This window comes from Rhizobacter sp. P3_B12, assembly GCF_056402895.1.
Map to the genome: position 1 here is coordinate 1 of NZ_JBFUGN010000055.1, position 14,932 is coordinate 14,932.

Sequence of the window (14,932 nt, forward strand, 5' to 3'; positions counted from 1 at the left end):
CTCCAGCGCCGCCACGCGCTGCTGCGCGGTGGTGATGCCGTCCAGCGCGCCGCGCCGTGCCTCGGCCACCAACTGGTCGCGCTGGCGGCGCGACTGCAGCAGGCCGGCGTCCGTCTCGTTCAGGCGGCTGCGCATCGTCGCCAGGTCGGCCTCCTGTTCGATGCGCGCCTGCTCGCGCTCGAGGTAGCCGTGCCGCGACACGAAGTTCCGGTCGGCCAGGTCCTTCAGGTCGGCCGCGCGCTGGCGTGCGAGCGGCACGGTCTGCTCCAGCTTGCGAACCGCTTCGAGCGTCGACTGGCGGCTCGCCTCGCGCTGCCCCCTCTCGGCGTCGAGCCGGGCCAGGCGGGCGAGGTGCTCGCCGACCTGGCCGGCCAGCATGCGGCGGGCCTCGTCGAAGTCGCCGTCACTGACCGACGCGGGGCGCCGTAGCGGCGCGTCGTGCCCGCCAGCCACCGCATCGAGCAAGGCCTGCCCGCGCGCGATCTGCAATCGGGCCGCCGCCAGCTCGCCTTCGCTGCGCTGCAGGTCGGCCTGCGTGACGGTCGGGTCCAGCTCGATCAGCACGTCGCCCGCGCGCACCATCTGCCCCTCGGCCACGCGGATCRCACGCACCGTGCCGGCCTCCAGCGGCTGCACGGTCTTGCTGCCCTCGGCCGGCACCACCCGGCCAGGCGCCACCGCGACGATGTCGAGCCGGCCGAACACCGCCCACAGCAGCGCGAGCGCCGCGAAGCCGAGCAGCAGTCCGATCGCCACATGCGGCGCCGGCGACAGCGGCGTCTCCTGCAGCGACTGCGCGGCCGGCAGGAACTGCAGCTCGTGCGGCAGGCGGCGTGGCGGCGCCAGCTCGGCGCGGGCTTTCCAGGCCAGGCGCAGTGCGCGGCCGTAGCGACCCAGCAAATCGCCGAACGCGATCAGGGCGAGCGGAACCCTCGTCATCGGCACTCCTTCATGCGGGCGCTTCATCCGTGCTGCAGGCGGTGCAGCCGCGCGTAGTGCCCGGCCTCGCGCCGCAGCAGCTCGGCATGCGGGCCGGCCTCGACGATGCGGCCCTCATCCATCACGACGATGCGGTGGGCATCGCGCACCGCCGACAAGCGGTGCGCGATGACGATCACCGTGCGGCCGTGGCAGATCGCCTTCATGTTGTCGTGCACGATGCGCTCGGATTCGACGTCCAGCGCGCTGGTCGCCTCGTCGAAGACCAGGATGCGCGGGTTGCCCATCAGCGCGCGCGCGATCGCCAGCCGCTGGCGCTGCCCGCCCGACAGCGTCGAGCCGTGCTCGCCGACCAGCGTGTCGTAGCCCTCCGGCAGCGCGGTGATGAACTCGTGCGCGCCGGCGAGCGTCGCGGCCTGGATCACCGCCTCCAGCGGCGTGCCGGCATCGGCCAGCGCGATGTTCTCGCGGATGCTGCGGTTGAACAGCATGTTGTCCTGCAGCACGACGCCGATCTGCCGGCGCAGCGAACTCGATTCGAGGGTCGACAGGTCGATGCCGTCGATCAGCACGCGCCCGCGTTCGGGGACGTACAGCCGCTGCAGCAGCTTCGCGAGCGTGCTCTTGCCCGAGCCGGAGCGGCCGACGATGCCGATCACCTCGCCGGCCGCGATGTCGATCGACAGGCCGTGGATCGCCGGCGCGCGGTCGGGGCGGTAGCGGAACTGCACGTCGTCGAAGGTGATGCGGCCGCTCACGCGCGGCAGGCTGCCGCGCGCGCCGCTGCTCTCGGTGTGGGTGTCGAGGATGTCGGCGAGGCGCTGCATCGACACGCCGGTCTGCTGGAAATCGGTCCACAGCTGCGCCAGGCGCATCACCGGCTGCGCGACCTGGCCGGCCAGCATGTTGAACACCACCAGCTGGCCGACGCTCATGCGGCCGTCGATCACCAGCCGCGCGCCGAAGTACAGCGTCGCGAGCGTGACCAGCTTCGACACCATCGAGACGCCACCCTGCGCGAGGCTCGCGATCGTGGTGGTGCGCAGGCCCGCCGACGCGTAGCTGGCGAGCTGCTGGTCCCAGCGGCGCGTCCATTGCGGCTCCACGGCCAGCGACTTGACGGTGTCGATGCCGTGCACCGTCTCGACCAGGAAGGCCTGGTTCTCGGCACCGCGGTTGAACTTGTCGTTCAGGCGTGCACGCAACAGCGGCGTGAGGGCCAGCGACAGCAGCAGGTAGCACGGCAGCGAGGCCAGCACGATCAGCGTCAGCCAGCCGCTGTAGCACAGCATCACCGCGATGAAGACGACCGAGAACAGCAGGTCGAGCACGACGGTGAGCGCGTTGCCGGTCAGGAAGCTGCGGATGTTCTCGAGCTCGCGCACGCGCGCCACCGTGTCGCCGACGCGCCGCGCCTGGAAGTACGCGAGCGGCAGCGCCAGCAGGTGGCGGAACAGCCGCGCGCCGAGCTCGACGTCGATGCGGCTCGTGGTGTGCGCGAACACGTGGCTGCGCAAGGCCGTCAGCACGACCTCGAAGACCATCACGGTGCCCAGGCCGATCGCGATCACGTCGAGCGTCGTGAAGCCGCGGTGCACCAGCACCTTGTCCATCACCACCTGGAAGAACAGCGGCGTGACCAGCGCGAACAGCTGCAGCGCGAGGCTCACCAGCAGCACCTCGCCGAGCAGCCGGCGGTGCCGCACGACCGACGGGATGAACCAGGTGAAGTCGAACCTGCCCCATTCGCGGCCGGCCGAGGCCCGCGACGCGAACAGGATCAGTTCGCCGGACCAGCGCGCGCGCAGCGCCTCGTGGCTGAGCAGTTCCGGGCGGCCGAGCGCCGGGTCATGGACCAGCACCTGGTCGCCGTCGATGCGGGCGATGATGAAGAAGCCGGACGCTGATCGCGCCATGACGGGCAGGGCCAGGCGCGGCAACCGGTCGATGCTGCTGCGAACCGACCTGGCCTGCAGCTGCAGCTGCTTGGCCGCCAGCAGGATGTCCTGCGTCGACCACGGCCGCCCCCGCGCGGCCAGCTCGTGGGCCAGTTGCTCGGGGTCGGCCGCCACGCCATGCAGCCGCGCCATCATCACCAGGCTGGCGAGCCCGGTGTCGACCGCGCGGCCGGCGGGTGCCGCCGGGTGCGTCAGGGCTTCGATCTCAGTTCCACGCAGCCAGCACGAGCGGCGTGCTGCTGCCGGCCACGGACATCGGCAGGGTGTCGGTCGAGGCCGGTGGCGCGAATGCCGCCATCGCGCTGACCAGTCCATCGACCGCGGACTGCGTCACGGCGGCCGGTGCCGCGGAGGTGGTGACGCTCAGCGCGGTCTCGCGGCTGCTGCCGGCGCTGACGACGGTGGCGGTGGCCGTGGTCGATATCGCGGCCACGATCGCGGCGAGATCCATCTCGCTGTCATCGCTGAAGATGATCTTCTGCAGCGGGTTGTAGGCGTTGGTCGTGCTGCCGCCGTACAGGAAGTCTTTCACGGTGATGGTGTCCGTGGTGTCGTTGACCGAGATGACCAGCGAGGCGCCCGATCTGGTGAGCGTCACACCGTCGTGCCCGACGTTGGTGWAGGACAGCTTGTTGTCCCTGCCGGCGGCGGAGTCGTAGGTGGAGAGGAGGGTGTCCWGGYCRTCGCCCTTGGMGAACWSGTAGGTGTCRTTGCCGAGRCCGCCRGTGATGGTGTCGTTGCCCAGGCCACCGGTGATGGTGTCGTCGCGGAGGGTGCCGACCAGGGTSTCGTTGCCGKYGGTKCCYTTGTAGACCKCCGCGAGGATCSYGTCGATGCCCGGGCTCTCGTCCGGAGGTGTGTCGGAGAACCTGACGGACTGCAGCGGGTTGTAGCCGTTGAGGGGGTCGTTGCCGTAGAAGAAGTCCTTCACCGTGATGGCGTCCGTCGTGCTGCCGATGACGGAGGCGATCAGCGAGTTGCCGGAGCGTGTCAGCTGGACTTCGCTCGTCTTCAGGTCGGTGAACACCAGCTTGTCGGCCTTGCCGGCGGTGGTGTCGTAGGTGGAGGCGATGGTGTCCAGGCCGTCGCCCTTCGCGAACTGGTAGGTGTCGCTGCCGAGGCCGCCGGTGATGGTGTCGTTGCCCTKGCCGCCGGTGATGGTGTCGTCGCGGAGGGTGCCGACCAGGGTGTCGTTGCCGTCGGTGCCGCTGTAGAGCTTTTCGAGAATCTTGTCGATGCTCAGCGTTTCGTTGATTTTCAGCGTCTCGTCGATGAACTGGACGGACTGCAGCGGGTTGTAGCCGTTGAGCGGGTTGTCGTTGTAGAAGAAGTCCTTCACCGTGACGGCGTCCGTCGTGCTGCCGATGATGGAGGCGATCAGCGAGTTGCCGGAGCGCGAGAACTGGACCTTGTCCGGCGCCAGGTTGGTGAACACCAGCTTGTCGCTCTTGCCGGCCGTGGTGTCGTAGGTGGAGGCGATGGTGTCCTGGCCGTCGCCCTTGGCGAAGTTGTAGATGTCGCCGCCGAGGCCGCCGGTGATGGTGTCGTTGCCCTTGCCTCCGGTGATGGTGTCGTTGCCGGCGCCGCTGGTGATCGTGTCGCTGCGGACGGTGCCGACCAGGATGTCGTTGCCGGTGGTGCCCTTGTAGACCGCCGCAAGGATGTCGTTGATGTCCAGGGTCTTGTCGGTGAACTTGACCGACTGCAGCGGGTTGTAGCTGTTGAGCGGGTTGTCGTCGCGGAAGAAGTCGTTGACCGCGATGGAGTCGGTGGAGCCGGTGACGGAGGCGATCAGCGAGGTGCCGGAGCGAGAGAACTGGACCCTGCTCGACGCCAGGTTCGTGAACGCCAGCGTGTCGGTCTTGCCGGAAGTGGCGTCTTCGGTGGAGGCGATGATGTCCTGGCCGTCGCCCGCGGCGAAGTTGTAGGTGTCGCTGCCAAGGCCGCCGTCGAGGACGTCGTTGCCGGTRCCGCCGGTGAGGGTGTCGTTGCCGCCGAGGCCGAGAAGGGTATCGCCACTGGTGGTGCCTGCGAGAGTGTCCGCGGCCAAGGTGCCTGTCTTGGTTGCCATGCGAGGGTGCTCCGGTTGCCGAAATGTCGAAGTCGGCAAGGGTAGGCAAGGGGGCGAGGGCACGTCTACGGTGCAAAGCGCCCCTTCGGAGCGGGAACTGGCGTCGAAACCGGGTCATTTTCCGGCCATCGCACCGGGCGTGCGCGGGGTGTACTGGCAGGGTGCCGCAAGCCATGTGGCCTCGTCCCCAGGAGCCAGTTCCCATGACCGTCCACCCGTCCTTCACCTTGCGCCTCGCCGGCGTGCTGGTGGCCACCGCCGTCGCGCTGCCTGCGGTTGCCCGCTGCATCGATGACGAAGGCATGGAACCCGGGGTCAGCTACGGCGCCAAGCCGCTGGCGGGCGATGCCGGCGGCCCGCGCGCCACGCTGCAGGCGATGGTGCAGGAGGCGCTGCGGCGCAGCCAGGCCATCGGCGCCGCCAAGCTGCTGGCCGAAGCCGCCGCCGCCGATGTCGACGAAACCCGCATGTCGCGCCGTCCGCAGGCCGGCCTGAGCGGCACGCTCGGCCGGGTCGGCAGCTCTGGCCCGAACACCGACAGTGTCAGCGGCAACCAGGCCCGTGTCGGCCTGAGCGTCAGCGCACCGCTGTTCGACGGCGGCCGCATCACCCAACTGACAGACTGGCGCACCCACCTGGCCGAGGCGGCCCGCTTGGGCCAGATCAGCGCCGAGGAACAGGTCGCGCTGACGACGGTGTCGCTGGCCATGGACCGCAGCCGCTACCGCATGCAGGCCCAGGTCTACCAGCAGTACTCGCGCAAGATGAGCTGCCTGGTCGAGGCGCTGGAAACCATCGTGCGCGCCGACAAGGGCCGCACCAGCGAGCTGGTGCAGGCGCAGAAGAACCAGCAGCAGGCCGACCTGCAGCAGGTGCAGACGCTGTCGATGGTGCGCCAGATCGAGGTCAAGCTGCGCCGCTTCGTCGGCGACGGCCTGCCGGGCACCGAGGGTTTGTCGTCGGTGCTGCTCGACGTGCCGGCGCTGCCCGAGCTGCAGGCGCAGGCCGAACGCGCCGCCGAGATCGCCCAGCTCGACCAGCAGGCCGCCGCCGCCGACAGCTATGCCAACGCCGTGGTGGCCGGGCAGAAGCCGCAGGTCAACTGGACCGTGGGCGGCAGCAAGGCCAAGGGCGCCGGCGACGGCACCAACTGGTCGGCCGGCGTCAGCTTCAACATCCCGCTCTACAACGCGAGCAACGACTACTCGACGCTGGCTGCCCGCAAGCGCGCCGAGGCCGCCCGACTGCAACGGGCCGACGCCCTCGAAGCCCGCAAATTCCGCATGGCCGAAGTGCACGAGCAGGCCACGTCGGCCTTCGACCGCGCGCAGCGCGTCATCAGCGTGCTGCGCGACAGCGACCGGGTGCGCAACTTCACGCTGCAGCAATGGCAGCAGCTCGGCCGGCGCTCGCTGTTCGACGTGATGGCCGCCGAGGGCGACCACTACGGCCTGCGCGTCGCCTACGTGAATGCGCTGTACGACGGCGAGCAGGCGAACGCGCTGCTGCGCTCGCTGGGCCTGGGCATCGGCGCCTGGCTGCAATGAACTTCCTCTGATCCGGGACGACGACACCATGGGAACCAACGACACCAGCCTGCTGGCGCCGCTCGCGCTGCACCCGCAGGCCTTCATCGACGCCGAGGCCCACGTGCACGGCGACTGCGTCGTCAAGAGCGGCGCCCACATCTGCCGCGGCGTGACGATCGACGCCGGCTGCCACATCGGCGCCAACGTCGTGTTCGTCGAGGCCGAAGGCCATGAGCCGGTCGGCACCACGGTGCGCCGCCAGGCCTGGATCGGCGCCAACTCCACCATCTACGGTGGCCTGACGATCGCCGCCAAGGCGGTCGTGCGCCCCGGCTCGGTCGTCACGCGCTCGGTGCCGCCGGGCGCCATCGTCGAGGGCAACCCGGCCGCCATCGTCGGCTACGTCGACACCGACAAGGGCCCGGCCAGCGCGGTGCACCTGCCGAGCGCGGCCAACGGCTTCAAGATCGAGACCACGCCGGTGCAGGGCGTCACGGTGCACCACTTCCCGGTGATCCGCGACCTGCGCGGCGACCTGACGGTCGGCGAGTTCGACCGCCATGTGCCGTTCAAGCCGCTGCGCTACTTCATGGTGTTCGGCGTGCCCAGCCGCGAGATCCGCGGCGAGCATGCCCACCACCGCTGCCACCAGTTCCTGATCTGCCTGAAGGGCAGCTGCGCGGTGGTGGCCGACGACGGCACGCGCCGCGTCGAGGTGGTGCTGGACTCGCCGCAGCGCGGGCTGTACCTTCCGCCGATGACCTGGGGCATCCAGTACAAGTACTCGCCGGATGCGATGCTGATGGTGTTCGCCTCCGACTACTACGACGCGGCGGACTACATCCGCGACTACGGCGTCTTCACCGACCTGGTTGCCGCGAAATGACCGCGCCGCGGCTGGGCAAGGCCAGGCGCGTGCAGGGCAAGACGCTGGTCTTCCGGGACGCAGCGGTCGACGACGCCGAGTTCATCCTCGGGCTGCGCACCGACGAGCTGAAGTCGCGCCACCTGTCGCGCACCTCGGGCGCGCTGGCCGACCAGCAGGCCTGGCTGGCCGGCTACGCGCAGCGCGACGGCGAGGCCTACTTCGTCATCGAGAGCCTGGCCGGCGAGAAGCTCGGCACGGTGCGACTCTATGACGCGCAAGGCGACAGCTTCTGCTGGGGCAGCTGGATCCTGTCGGACGCCGCCCCGTCGTCGGCCGCGATCGAGTCGGCGCTGATGGTTTACGCGTATGCCCTCGATACCCTGGGCTTTACGAATGCGCACTTTCAGGTCAACCTCGCGAATGAGCGCGTCTGCGCCTTCCACGAGCGTTTCGGCGCCCAGCGGGTCTCGCAGGACGATGTCGAGATCGAGTACACGCTGGCGAATGCGGCGATCCGTGAGGCGATGAAGCGCTATGCCCGTTTCCTGCCCGACCCTCTCAAGGTGAGCATCTGACATGGTTCCCTTCCTCGACCTGAAGTCCGTGCAGCTGCAGCAGCGTGCCGAGCTGGTGGCCGCCTTCGAGCGCGTGCTCGATTCGGGCTGGTACATCATGGGCGACGAGCTGAAGCGCTTCGAGCAGGAGTACGCGGCCTACTGCGGCGCGGCGCACTGCGTGGGCGTTGCCAACGGGCTGGATGCGCTGAGCCTGGCGCTGCGTGCGCTGGACGTCGGCGCCGGCGACGAGGTGATCGTGCCGTCGAACACCTACATCGCGACCTGGCTGGCCGTGACGCACGTCGGCGCGACGCCGGTGCCGGTGGAGCCCGACGACCGCACGCACAACATCGATCCGGCGCGCATCGAGGCCGCCATCACGCCGCGCACCAGGGCCATCATGCCGGTGCACCTGTATGGCCAGCCGGCCGACATGGCACCCATCCTCGAGATCGCCCGCCGCCGCGGCCTGAAGGTCGTCGAGGACGGCGCACAGGCGCATGCCGCGCGCTACAAGGGCGAGCGCCTGGGCGCCCACGGCGATGCGGTGGCCTGGAGCTTCTACCCCGGCAAGAACCTCGGCGCGCTCGGCGACGGCGGCGCCGTCACGACGCACGACGAAGGCGTGGCCGCGCGGTTGCGCGAACTGCGCAACTACGGCTCGAAGGTCAAGTACCACAACGAGGTGATCGGCTGGAACTCCCGGCTCGACGAGCTGCAGGCCGCGCTGCTGCGCGTGAAGCTGCCGAAGCTGGAGGCCGACAACCGRCACCGTGCGGCCATCGCACAGCGCTACCTGCAGGCTTTTGCCGGCTTCGAGCTGGTGCTGCCGCAGGTGCCGAGCTGGGCCGAACCGGCCTGGCACCTGTTCGTCGTGCGGCACCGCCAGCGCGATGCGCTGGCGAAGCGGCTGGCCGATGCCGGCATCGGCACCGTCATCCACTACCCGGTCGCGCCGCACCTGCAGCCGGCCTATGCCTCGCTCGGCCTGCAGGCCGGCGCGCTGCCGATCTCGGAGGCGATGCATGCGCAGGTGCTGAGCCTGCCGATCGGCCCGACGCAGACCGGCGAGCAGACCGAAGAGGTGATCGGCGCGGTGCGGAATGCACTCGAGGCACTCGAGGCGCTGGGCTGATCCATGAACATCACCACCGTCATCCCGGCCTACAAGACGCGCTACATCCACGACCTGCTGCACTCGCTGCGCTACCAGACGCGGCCGTCGCAGCAGGTGATCATTTCCGACGACAGCCCGCACGGCGAGTTTCGCGAGGTCTTCCATTCCGAGACCTTCACGCAGCTGCGCGCGGGGCTGAACATCGAATTCCACGAAGGGCCGCGCAACGGTGCCTACGAGAACCTGAAGCACCTGGTGCGGCTGTGGAACGGGCGTTCCGAGCTGCTGCACATCATGCTCGACGACGACGTGATGTACCCCGAGTTCTACGAGCGCCACCTGGTGGCGCACAACTCGGCCGATTTCTCGTGCTCGGTGAGCCGCCGCTGGGTGGCCAACGAGGCCGGGCAGCCGATGACCGGCCAGCCGGTGCCGGCGGCGATTGCGCACAACGCGAGCCGCATGATCGCGCTGAACGACGACGTGATGTTCATGAGCACGGTGGCCGAGTGCAAGAACTACTTCGGCGAGTTCTCGAACGCGATCTTCCGCGCCGATTGCGCCGACCTGCTGCTCAAGCCGGCCCTGGGCGACGTGTCGTACGCCGGGCTGTGGGACCTGGGCGCCTTCGTCGCGGCCAGCATCCGCCGACCGCTGTGCCACATCCAGGATCACCTCGGCTACTTCCGCATCAGCGCGGGGCAGAACTCGTCGAACGTGAACAGCCCGTTCATGAAGGGCGCGCACCTGGGGTTCGTCGCGCTGGCCGTCGGCGGGCACCGCACCGGCCGCCTGAGCCCCGAGCTGCTGCAGCAGTGCTGCCGCATCATCCAGCCGGCGCTGAACCTGCGCTATGGCAGCCAGCCCGACATGCAGCCGTTCTGCGCGCTGCTGCCCGAGCTGGCGGCGGGGGCGGGCGGCGCCGAGGAGCGCTTCATCGCCGCGTGGAACGACTTCCTCGCGACGCACGGCTTCTGAGTACGCCGCCGAGCACGCCGCGATGCTGAAGCTCGACCGCTACAAGGCCTGGATCTCGAAGAGCAACCCGTTCGAGCTCGAGAGCTGGGTGCGTGCGCTGCTGGTGCACTACTTCTTCCATGTGTCCGACAAGGCGATCGTCGAGGTGCTGCAGGCGCCGGACCAGCCGTCGGCCGCGCGCACGGTCAACCTGATGACGCCGACGGTGTTCAAGGGCACCGGCCGCATCCGCCTGGCACCCACCGTGGTGTTCGGCGTGCCGCGTTCGCCGGGCAGCTACGGCTGCAGCTACATCGAGGCGCGCACGCCGCAATCGCTGATCGAGATCGGCGAGGGCACGACGATCAACAACCGCGCGGTGATCGTGTCCGAGGGCGCGGCCATCCACATCGGCCGGCGCTGCCTGATCGGCTCGGAGTTCCAGGTGATGGACTCCAACGCGCACCAGCTGGCGCTCGGCCAGCGGCACCTGCCGGACCAGCAGCCGCGGCCGGTGGTGATCGAGGACGAGGTCTTCATCGGCAGCCGCGTGACGCTGCTGAAAGGCTGCCGCATCGGGCGCGGCAGCGTGATCGCGGCCGGCGCGGTGGTGCCGCCGAAGTTCGATGCACCGCCGCTGTCGGTGATCGCCGGCAACCCGGCGGTGATCGTGGGGCAGGTCCAGAACACCGTTTGACCAAGCACGTGAACAACCAGGAGACGAGAACATGCACGACGAACTCATCGCATCGGTGGCCAACGACTGGTGGTACTACAACGTCGAGCTGGCGCCGGGGCTGATCACGAAGGGCACGCACATGCCGCGCGTGCCGATGATGCCGCGCATGCTGTTGCGCAACGCGAACCTGCAGGGCATGGACTGCCTGGACATCGGCAGCATGGAGGGCCTGATCCCGACGCTGATGACGCGCCAGGGTGCGAAGCGCGTGCTGGCGACCGATGCGCTGCCGCACTGCGAGAAGAAGATGAACGCGATCAAGACGATCTACGGCGCGAACTTCGACTTCAGGCAGATCGGGCTGCTGTACGACCTGAGCGTGAAGCTGAAGGACGAGGGCGGCTTCGACTTCATCAACCTGTCGGGCGTGCTGTACCACGTGTTCTCGCCGATGCACGTGCTGGCGGGGATCCGGCCGCTGCTGAAGAAGAACGGGCTGATGATCGTCTCGACCAACGTGATGCGCCGCGAGGGCCACACGCTGGAATACAACCACCGCGGCAACCTGCAGCGCGAGACCAACACCTTCTGGTACCACTCGGTGCCGATGCTGGAATCGCTGATCCGCTTCTTCAAGATGGTGCCGATCGACTGCTACTACTGCCCGCATTCGGACGTGAACCCGGCGAACTTCGCGCCGGGGGTGGACAGCGGCTACATGTCGGTGATGTGCCGGGCGGTGGAGGATGCCGACATCCAGGACGGCGACGCGTGGGCCGCCGGGGCGCGGATGGCGTCATGGGAGTTCCTGTCGCTGTGCAACGGCGAGATGATGAACGGGCAGCCCCGTTCAAGCATCTCGTACCGTGGCGACCAGGATGCGGGCGGCAAGGCCCCGAAGGGCATCGACCTGTTCCAGACCATCGCCGACGAGCGGCATGTGGTGAGGGCGGTGGATGATTCGAGGAATGCGCATACGTTGCGGTTGGCGGATATGTATTGACTATCCGGGCGCTGAATCAGCCTTGGATGAATTTGGCGAGACCTTCGCGTGCCTTGTTGACTTGCTTGATGGCATCGGTGGGTGTCATGCCATTGAATCTGGCAAGCGGATTGTTTTCAGGAAAATCGAACTTCTCGACACCAGCATTCTTGTCTGGATGCAGGGCAAGGGACCAGACTCTCAGCGTGATCTTGATGTTGCTTACCTGCTTGGCATACTCTTTCTTCCGGAAGTCGCTAGTGTCCAGACCCAAAATCTGTAGTGCATTGTCGATACTGCTCGAATTCTGCGGTGGAGAAGATTTCGTATCGTCAAATTCGGTCTCCGCCGATTCGGCATCGTCGAGTGCCTTTTTTGCTGCGCGGTAGGCCTCGTTGAAGTAGGGGATGCTGTCTTTGTGTCTGGTGTTGAGATTCTCCTGCATGCCCTTGTGTATCGCATCGAGTGCTTCGATTGAGGTTGGCCACCCAAATTCGCGCAGTGCCTCGTCCCCTGTTATCTCGTAGTTGATTCGCTGATTATCGGCGGCGGTCGCTCTGGCCTCCAATTCGCGCTTCGCTATGTTGAAATCTCTGTTCAATCCTCCCGCCGCGATTTCTTTTCCAGCGAAGGCGCTGTTTTCTACGGCCCTGACCTTGATGTGATATGCCTTCGTAAGATGATAACTCGTTGGAGGGTGGCCGAACGATTTCATGATGCCATCGATGTCGGCGGCGCTGGATGATCCATTTTCCATGGAATCGATGGTTTTATTCGCCTGCTCCTTGTTCTTCTTGAACTTCTCTGCTTTCTCACTCTTGTTGGCCCTGGGGCTTGTAATTTTTTCGAAGCTCTCTCTCACCTTTTTGAATTTGATTTTTTCGAACATATGGAATCCTTCAATGGATCGCTGAACATCCAGCGTCCACTGGGTGGCGCCCATTCCGGGAAGGTTCCATCAGTAGCCAGCTTGAGTCGGTTGATCCTGTTCGGATTGGACCGATCGCTCGCATGCGAACGCTATCCAAGCTCGCTCACTTCCGCCAACCGAAACACCGCCACCGCCTCCACCAGCCTTTGCGCCTGCAGCTTGAGGCTCTCCGCCGCCGCCGCGCTTTCCTCCACCAGCGCAGCGTTCTGCTGCGTCGCCTGATCCATCTGCGCGATCGCGGTGCCGACCTGCGAGACACCGGTGCTTTGCTCGCTGGTCGCCACGCTGATCTCGCTGACCAGGTCCGTCACGCGGCGGATGGCCGCCACCACCTCGCCCATCGTCGAGCCGGCCTGGTCGGCCAGCGTGCTGCCCCGGGCCACGCGCTCGACGCTGGTGCCGATCAACGCGGTGATCTCCTTCGCGGCCGCCGCGCTGCGCTGCGCGAGCGCACGCACCTCGYCGGCCACCACCGCGAAGCCGCGGCCCTGCTCGCCGGCGCGCGCCGCCTCCACTGCGGCATTCAAGGCCAGGATGTTGGTCTGGAACGCGATGCCATCGATCACGCCGACGATCTCGGCGATCTGGTTCGAGCTGTCGTGGATGCCTTTCATCGTCTGCACGACGTGGGTCACCACGTCGCCGCCGCGCTGTGCCACGCCGCTCGCGCCGGCAGCCAGCTGGCTGGCCTGCGCCGCGTTGTCGGCGTTCTGCCGCACCGCCGCGCCCAGCTCGTCCATCGACGACGCCGTCTGCTGCAAGGCCGCGGCCTGCTGCTCGGTGCGCAGGCTCAGGTCGTTGTTGCCTTGCGCGATCTCGGTGCTGGCGGTCGCCACGCCCTCGGCATTCGCACGCACGCCGCGCACCAGCCGGGTCAGCTGCTGCTGCATCTCGGCCAGGGCCGTCAGCAGCATCGCGGTCTCGTCGCGGCCGCGCGGACGCACGGCCAGCGTCAGGTCGCCGCCGGCCACCGCCTGGGCCACCTCCACCGCCTGGTTCAGCGGGCGCACGATCATCCGGCTTACGCCGATGCCGACGATCACGCCCAGCAGCGTCACGCCGAACATCACCGCCAGGCTCAGCCGGATCGCCCGCCGGCCGTCGGCCGACGCGCGCGCTGCGATGTCGGCGCTCTCCGCGGCAATGCGCTGCGCCGCGTCGCCCAGCAGCTTCACCGGCTCGCGGTCCATGCCCTTCACGCCGTTGTCACCTGCAGCCGGGTCGAAGCCCGCCGCGGTGAAGGCGGCGTAACCCTGCCGGTAGCCTTCACCCATGCGGGCATGCGCCTGCAGGAAGCGCTCGACCCGCGTGCGGGTCTCGCCGTCCGGCAAGGTGTCGCGCAGCCGCGCCGCGCCGTCGGCCACCGACTTCTCTTCCTTCTGGAACGCGCCCCAGTAGCGTTCGAGCTGCTGCGGATCCTTGCCGCGCAGCAGCGTGTTCTTCCACTCCTGCACCTGGGTCTTGAAGCGGCTTTCCAGGTCGGCCGCGGCCCGCTCGTGCGCGACGTGGGTCTGCACGATGGTGTCGTAGGCGGTGAGCGACCGGTCGAGCTGGTGGATGCCGAACAGCGCCGCGAGCAGCAGCAGGGCAAGCGTGAATCCGAAGGCCAGGGGAAGTTTCAGATTCAGCTTCATGGCGCGCGCTCCGTGCTGCTGGGGCCCGCCAAGCATAGACCTGCGGGGCGACCCGCGGCGGATTTAAATCAGCGGCCCGTGGCGCTGCGTATCCTCGACCAGCAGCCGGTGCTGCTCCGCGCTGAGAGCCGCAGCGGCAACCACCGTCGACGGCGGTGCGGCGTCATGCGCCAGCAACTCACCGGCCGGCGCCGCCAACAGCTCGCTCAGCTGCACCGTTGGCGCGGCGCTCTTCTCCTTGGCGAACCACACATCCGCCATCTGATGCTGCGAGCCATCGCTCATCGCCACGCTCGACACCAGCCCCAACAGGTTCCCATGGTCCACCTGCGTGCCGGTCACCGCGTGCAGGTCCAGCGACACGATGCCCGCATCCGCCAGCGATTTCAGCTCTCCCGCATCGGTCTTGCCGTCGTGGTTGGCATCCACCCACACGCGCAGGTCCTTGAACTGCGAATCCGCAGCGCTGATCACCCCATCGTGGTTGCCGTCCAGCTGCGCCAGCGCCGCGTAGCCGTTGGCCGCACGCGTGCCGTCGGCCAGCCGCGAGCCGATGCCGAACAGCTCGCTGCCGTCGTTGATCACGCCATCGTGGTTGCGGTCGATCGCCAGCAGCGCCGAGCCCTCGGCGATCCAGCCGCTGCGCGCCGTGCTGCCGGTGGCCGCGATATCGAAGCTCACGCCCTGGCTCGCCGCCGTCGTGTGGATGC

At 68.0% G+C, this 14,932-nt stretch carries 11 protein-coding genes and 2 pseudogenes; 7 read left to right on the plus strand and 6 right to left on the minus strand.

What is annotated here, in order from left to right; genetic code table 11:
- The 3 genes and pseudogenes from AC1D01_RS05440 to AC1D01_RS05450 form a co-directional block, all read right to left on the minus strand.
- Positions 1–939: pseudogene (locus AC1D01_RS05440) on the minus strand (hemolysin secretion protein D); the annotation flags it as partial.
- Positions 940–962: 23 nt separating this feature from the next.
- Positions 963–3,212: a type I secretion system permease/ATPase gene (locus tag AC1D01_RS05445; RefSeq protein WP_477865056.1), complete on the minus strand. Its 2,250-nt coding sequence runs from the start codon at positions 3,210–3,212 to the stop codon at positions 963–965.
- Positions 3,103–4,968, minus strand: a complete 1,866-nt coding sequence (locus tag AC1D01_RS05450) for a calcium-binding protein (RefSeq protein WP_477865057.1) — start codon at positions 4,966–4,968, stop codon at positions 3,103–3,105. The genes AC1D01_RS05445 and AC1D01_RS05450 overlap by 110 nt, the downstream gene beginning before the upstream one ends.
- Positions 4,969–5,171: 203 nt before the next feature.
- Between AC1D01_RS05450 and AC1D01_RS05455 the strand changes: the two genes are divergently transcribed.
- From AC1D01_RS05455 to AC1D01_RS05485, 7 genes are read left to right on the plus strand one after another with little or no spacing between them, the layout of a single operon-like run.
- Positions 5,172–6,515, plus strand: a complete 1,344-nt coding sequence (locus AC1D01_RS05455) for a TolC family protein (RefSeq protein WP_477865058.1) — start codon at positions 5,172–5,174, stop codon at positions 6,513–6,515.
- 28 nt (positions 6,516–6,543) lie between these two features.
- Positions 6,544–7,383, plus strand: a complete 840-nt coding sequence (locus AC1D01_RS05460; RefSeq protein ID WP_477865059.1) for a WxcM-like domain-containing protein — start codon at positions 6,544–6,546, stop codon at positions 7,381–7,383.
- On the plus strand, positions 7,380–7,940 hold the full coding sequence (locus AC1D01_RS05465) for a GNAT family N-acetyltransferase (RefSeq protein WP_477865060.1): 561 nt from the start codon (positions 7,380–7,382) through the stop codon (positions 7,938–7,940). The genes AC1D01_RS05460 and AC1D01_RS05465 overlap by 4 nt, the downstream gene beginning before the upstream one ends.
- Position 7,941: 1 nt before the next feature.
- A complete protein-coding gene (locus tag AC1D01_RS05470; RefSeq protein ID WP_477865061.1) occupies positions 7,942–9,057 on the plus strand; it encodes a DegT/DnrJ/EryC1/StrS family aminotransferase in 1,116 nt (371 codons plus the stop codon).
- Between the two features lie 3 nt (positions 9,058–9,060).
- On the plus strand, positions 9,061–10,017 hold the full coding sequence (locus tag AC1D01_RS05475) for a glycosyltransferase family A protein (RefSeq protein WP_477865062.1): 957 nt from the start codon (positions 9,061–9,063) through the stop codon (positions 10,015–10,017).
- A 22-nt stretch (positions 10,018–10,039) separates the two neighbouring features.
- Entirely contained in the window at positions 10,040–10,693 is a 654-nt protein-coding gene (locus AC1D01_RS05480; RefSeq protein ID WP_477865063.1) for an acyltransferase, read from the plus strand.
- Between the two features lie 31 nt (positions 10,694–10,724).
- Positions 10,725–11,678 carry a class I SAM-dependent methyltransferase gene (locus AC1D01_RS05485; protein ID WP_477865064.1) on the plus strand — a complete coding sequence of 318 codons (954 nt, stop codon included), beginning with the start codon at positions 10,725–10,727 and terminating at the stop codon, positions 11,676–11,678.
- A gap of 16 nt (positions 11,679–11,694) precedes the next feature.
- Here AC1D01_RS05485 and AC1D01_RS05490 read toward each other — a convergent pair whose 3' ends face one another.
- From AC1D01_RS05490 to AC1D01_RS05500, 3 genes and pseudogenes are all read right to left on the minus strand, one after another.
- The gene (locus tag AC1D01_RS05490; protein WP_477865065.1) at positions 11,695–12,600 is read right to left on the minus strand and encodes a hypothetical protein; all 906 of its coding nucleotides are present in this window, start codon (positions 12,598–12,600) and stop codon (positions 11,695–11,697) included.
- Between the two features lie 77 nt (positions 12,601–12,677).
- On the minus strand, positions 12,678–14,222 hold the full coding sequence (locus AC1D01_RS05495) for a methyl-accepting chemotaxis protein (protein WP_477865066.1): 1,545 nt from the start codon (positions 14,220–14,222) through the stop codon (positions 12,678–12,680).
- 63 nt (positions 14,223–14,285) lie between these two features.
- Positions 14,286–14,932, minus strand: a pseudogene (locus AC1D01_RS05500) (hypothetical protein); the annotation flags it as partial.